At 34.4% G+C, this 5,228-nt stretch carries 2 protein-coding genes; one reads left to right on the top strand and one right to left on the bottom strand.

Annotated elements, in window-relative coordinates:
* The coding region (gene nifJ, locus J6569_RS08275; protein WP_296318230.1) for a pyruvate:ferredoxin (flavodoxin) oxidoreductase at positions 1-2,108 on the bottom strand (2,108 nt) is incomplete at its 3' end.
* A 775-nt stretch (positions 2,109-2,883) separates the two neighbouring features.
* Between nifJ and J6569_RS08270 the strand changes: the two genes are divergently transcribed.
* Positions 2,884-4,359 (top strand): hypothetical protein, encoded by a 1,476-nt coding sequence (locus J6569_RS08270; protein ID WP_296318229.1) that lies wholly within the window; start codon positions 2,884-2,886, stop codon positions 4,357-4,359.
* Positions 4,360-5,228: the final 869 nt, after the last annotated feature.

Genomic DNA, 5,228 nt, shown 5'->3' with positions numbered 1-5,228 from the left:
GCTGCATGAGGACAAGCAACCGCACAATGATTACATTGGGTACAGAGTTCAGGTTGCCAAATAGGGATCTCTTCAGCAATGTTACGTTTTTCCCACTTAGTTGTACCTATAGGCCAAGTTCCATCGGGTGGAAATGCTGATACAGGCAAGTTATCGCCTAAACCAGCTAACATTGCAGCAGTGACTGTTTTAACAAAATCAGGCGCGTTAGCAGGTACAATAGATGGCATTGTTGAACTGCTTTGGTCAACACAGCTAAGTGGTATTTGTTCAAGCGAAGCTATAGCTAAGTCGAGCGCTTTCCAGTTATTTTCAACTAAATCTTGTCCTTTACTGCTGTAACTTTTGGCAATGACTTCTTTTAATTGGGCGATATTAAAATCGTTTTTAAAAATTCCAGCTAGATGAAAAAATGCCGCCTGCATAACGGTATTAATTCTTGCACCTAAATTACATTCACGAGCTATTTTTGCCGCATTGACAATGTAAAAGTGTGCTCGTTTTTGTATTAATTGAGCTTGCACTTCTTTTGGAAGTCTATGCCAAATTTCGTCTTTGCTATACGGCGTGTTAAGTAAAAAGATGCCATCGTCTTTTAACTTATTAACAATTTGATATTTATCGATAAACTGATCTTGGTGGCAGCCAATAAAGTGTGCGCTGGTAATTAAATAGGGTGAATCAATTGGATCTAAGCTGACTCGTAAGTGTGAAGTCGTCAAACCTCCTGCCTTTTTAGAGTCATATACAAAATATCCTTGTACATAAAAAGGAGAATTATCACCAATAATTTTAATATTATTTTTGGTTGCAGATACCGTGCCATCACTGCCAAGCCCATAAAATAGCGCTTCAAGAGCAGATTTTTGTGGTATCGATTGGTCAGGTAAAGGTAAAGAAAGCCCAGTTATATCATCATAAATACCAACGGTAAAACGTGGTTTGGGTTTATCTAATCCAAGTTCAGTAAAAATAGCAAGTACACAACGAGGATCAAATTCTTTAGATGATAACCCATAACGTCCACCTATAATAAGTGGCATAGTTGCGCGTTCTTTGCGCGACAGGCTTTCAGCAAATGCGGTCATAATATCTAAATAAAGCGGTTCGGCTTGTGCTCCCGGCTCTTTAGTTCTATCAAGCACAGCAATTTTATTAACAGTACTTGGAATAACTTCGAGCAGATGATTGGCTGAAAATGGGCGGAATAGCCTAACGATCACAACCCCGACTTTTTCGTTTTGTTTAAGTAAAACATCAACTACTTCTTTTGCGGTGCTAGCACCAGATCCCATAATAACAACAATATGCTCAGCATCACTAGCACCATAATATTCAAAAGGTTGATACTTTCGGCCTGTTTCTGCTGCAAAAGCGTCCATAGCATCAACAACATGTTGATAAACATTATCATAATAAGTATTTATCGCTTCTCGGCACTGGAAGTATGTATCAGGATTAGCAGATGTACCTCGAGTTACTGGTTTATCAGGCGTTAATGCTCGTGAGCGATAGGCTTTAATGGCTTCGTGTGGTAATAAATTACGAATTTGGTCATCACTTATTGGATAGATTTTATTAACTTCATGTGAGGTTCTAAATCCATCAAAAAAATGAACAAAAGGAACAAGGCTATTAAAACTGGCCATTTGCGAAATTAAGGCAAAATCCTGCGCTTCTTGCACTGAGTTAGAACAAAGCATCGCAAAACCAGTTTGCCTAATTGCCATCACGTCAGAATGATCGCCAAAAATTGAAAGAGCATGCGTTGCAACAGTACGTGCTGCAACATGCAAAACAAAAGGAGTCAGTTCGCCGGCTATTTTGTACAGCGATGGGATCATTAAAAGCAAACCTTGTGATGAAGTAAACGAAGTTGCAAGTGCACCTGTCATTAATGAACCATGAACGGTTGCAATTGCACCTGCTTCGGATTGCATTTCAATCACTCTTGGTGTATCACCAAAGACATTTGGTTTATTAAACTCAGCCCAAGTGCTAGCTTGCTCGGCCATGGTTGAGCTTGGTGTGATTGGGTAAATAGCAATGACTTCGTTTGCCCGATAAGCGACGGATGACACCGCACTATTAGCGTCTGATATGATCATTAAAAAACCTTTTATTTTTTAGTGTTATGACATTACTAACTTATTATAAATTTGTATTATTGTATCAGAAACTAACCTGGCTTTTCGTTATTTTTATGTTAAATTTTTTATCATTACAACTCTAGATAAAAATATCGATAAAAACTAAAGTTAATTAACTTAAACTTTAGAAATTATTCATGTTGTTTATTATGATTTGAGTTATTACTTATAAAAAATAAAGATCTTGTAATGTATTAAATATATGATATTTCAAGAATATAAGATATTAAAACAAATACCATAATTTTCTACGTAAGTCGTGTATTGATTATGGGGGAATTTATACAACTATGATTTGCTTTTTAGATTATACTTTTATAAAAAGTATTTAGGAGTATATACCGCTTAAAGCTAAGAAACTAATAATTATCAAAAAATATCTCAAAGATAGATACTTTAATCTCAAGCCTAATAACGTATTACAAATAGTAACAAAAAACTAGCGAAGTCATTTTAAGTGGTCTATAATTCAGACACTTTTGCAGTATTAATCGCTCATTAAACGAGCTATTGATTGTTAAAAATTCAAATAAAATAAAAACTTACTTGACAGGTGGAATGTTATGCGCTATTATATTAGGCACAAGGCACAAGGCACAAGCATTGGCAATCTTATTCCCTAAATCTTTCTAATTATCACAGTAGTCAAAAACAGACGCTATTCTTATTTTTGTCATTGAAGCTGGCAAAATATCTCAAATTTTCGCTAAAGCGCAAATTTTTATCAAAATCGTTGTTGTTTTTTGCTCCATTGTTATTATTACCGTATTCGATAAGTTTACAGGCATTATCAGCGCAAACTTCAGGCGTTATTCAAGGAACAGCACCGTATTTAACGTTTGATGATGGCGCAACTAAGATAATGAGCGTTGAAGGATTATTGGGTATAAAGTTACCGAATGGTCTCTATATACCTTCAGGCATAAATAGCCCACTTTACCCAAATGCGACGGTAGATACCTCAAGTGTAGACAACCCAATAGAGATGCCAAATATAACCAACACTTTTGCTGATATTCAAACCATAGTGCCTGTTTCAAATTATCCTGAAGTTTCGTTAACTAATTTGGTTAATGCTCCGTATAATTATGGTCGAGATGATGACGGGGATGAAGGCATTAATGCAACTGGCAAATTAACGATTAAATGGCAAGATAGCAGTGGTCGGGATATCACGGAACAAGTCAAAAATAACCCTAATAAACAATTAAATCTTTGCGACGCACCTTATCAACTTACCTTAACGGTAACTAATGGTAATTTATCAACGCAGTATGGTATTCCTAATAGTAGCGATTTTACTGGAAATAAGCATAGCTATTACATTAATCCAAAAATGGACATTCCCATTGTTTGTTATGCACAGCCGAATTTATATGTGGATAACTTAGCTTGGGGATCTGAGTATGATTTAGATGGTCCTAATTGGGTTGCAAATAAAGGATTTAAAGTTTTGGATGTTAGTAATCCTGCTGAGAATTTTCCAACAACAGGGGCTGATAGGTTGTATTTTTATTTATTACTAGGGGGAATTACTCCAGAGCAAGTAATCGTGGCAAACGGAACAACGGTAAGTGCAGAAAGTGGTACTGGAATAAGTTTGTCATTAAGTAAAGATGAGACGCCTAAATGGGAAGATTGGCTTGGAAACCCTGTTTCAGCCTATTTTGGTGGTGATAAAGGATTAAAAGTACTACTAAAAGGTCCTTCTATTAATTCAACAAATAAGGTGTTTACTCCATCATTATTTAAACTCTATGCTGATAGTAGCCATACAAAATTGTTGTATAGTTTTAAAATAGAGCGTTGGTATATTGTCCAGCCAGGCAAGTCAGCAGGCTATGCTAATGCACAACGTTTTTGTCAAAATTTAGGCAATGGTTATCGTATTCCCGATATAAATGATTATTCTAATGCCAATAACTTTGGTTGGACTGGCGGTATACCAAGAAGAAGTTCGGCTTGGTATCAAAGACGTTTAAGTTACCAAGAAGGCAATCGTTGGATTGGTGGATTATTTAATGAATGGGGAAGAACTTATAACGGGACTAGTAGCTATTTTGGCAGCGACTGGGATTCTGGAGATGGTTATTGGACTGCTCAACCATCTGGTATTTATGATCAGTATATTGTTAATTCCGGTGATGGCTATATAAACATTACTTACTTGACCCAAAGCGAAGTTAGAGTTGCTTGTGTTGTACCTTAAAATAATGCAATATTAAAAAATATTGAAGATGTAAAAAACGATAACAGGTAATATACATATCTACTATGTAAATACTAATTTAGTAGAATACCAAGTATTTCTAAAATTACTAGGTGGAGTATTATATAAAATTCTGCCTAGTTTTAGGATAGGCATCGTAAAAATATTAATATAAAATTCAAATTGTTAGAGATAAAAAATAACTATTCGTTTGAGAGTGATGAAAAATTTTTTATCAAAGATTAATTAAATTTTAATTTGCAAAAACTTTACCCAAAAGCTTAAAAAAGCAAATGAATACTGAAAGGAATAGCCATAATCAGACAGAGCCAAAATTGACATGCTTTGTTATTTAATTATTATAGCTAAAGGCATCCAGATATTTTTTATAATGGTTTACCCAAAACTATTTTAAAGAAGTTTAATCAATTGTTTTTAAATGATTAATTTCAAAAATGATCAGGAGGAAAATTGATTTTATTTAATTTTTCATTTGTTATTTTAACCAAACATAACATAACACCCAAAAAACTGTCTTCAAAAATATCATAAAGATAACCATCTTAAACCCTAAGGCTAACAAAGTATTACAAATAGTAACAAAAAACTAGCGAAGTCATTTTAAGTATTTTATAATTCAGACACTTTTGCAGTATTAATCGCTCATTAAACAAGCGATTAATTATTAAAAATTCAAATAAAATAAAAACTTACTTGACAGGTGGAATGTTATGCGCTCATATTAGGCACAAGGCACAAGGCACAAGGCACAAGCATTGGCAATCTTATTCTCTAAATCTTTCTAATTATCACAGTAGTCAAAAACAGACGCTATTCTTATTTTTGTCATTGAAGCTGGCAAAATATCT

Source organism: Gilliamella sp. (assembly GCF_024104075.1).
Lineage (GTDB): Bacteria > Pseudomonadota > Gammaproteobacteria > Enterobacterales > Orbaceae > Gilliamella > Gilliamella bombi.
This window is presented reverse-complemented; position numbering and strand designations above follow the sequence as displayed.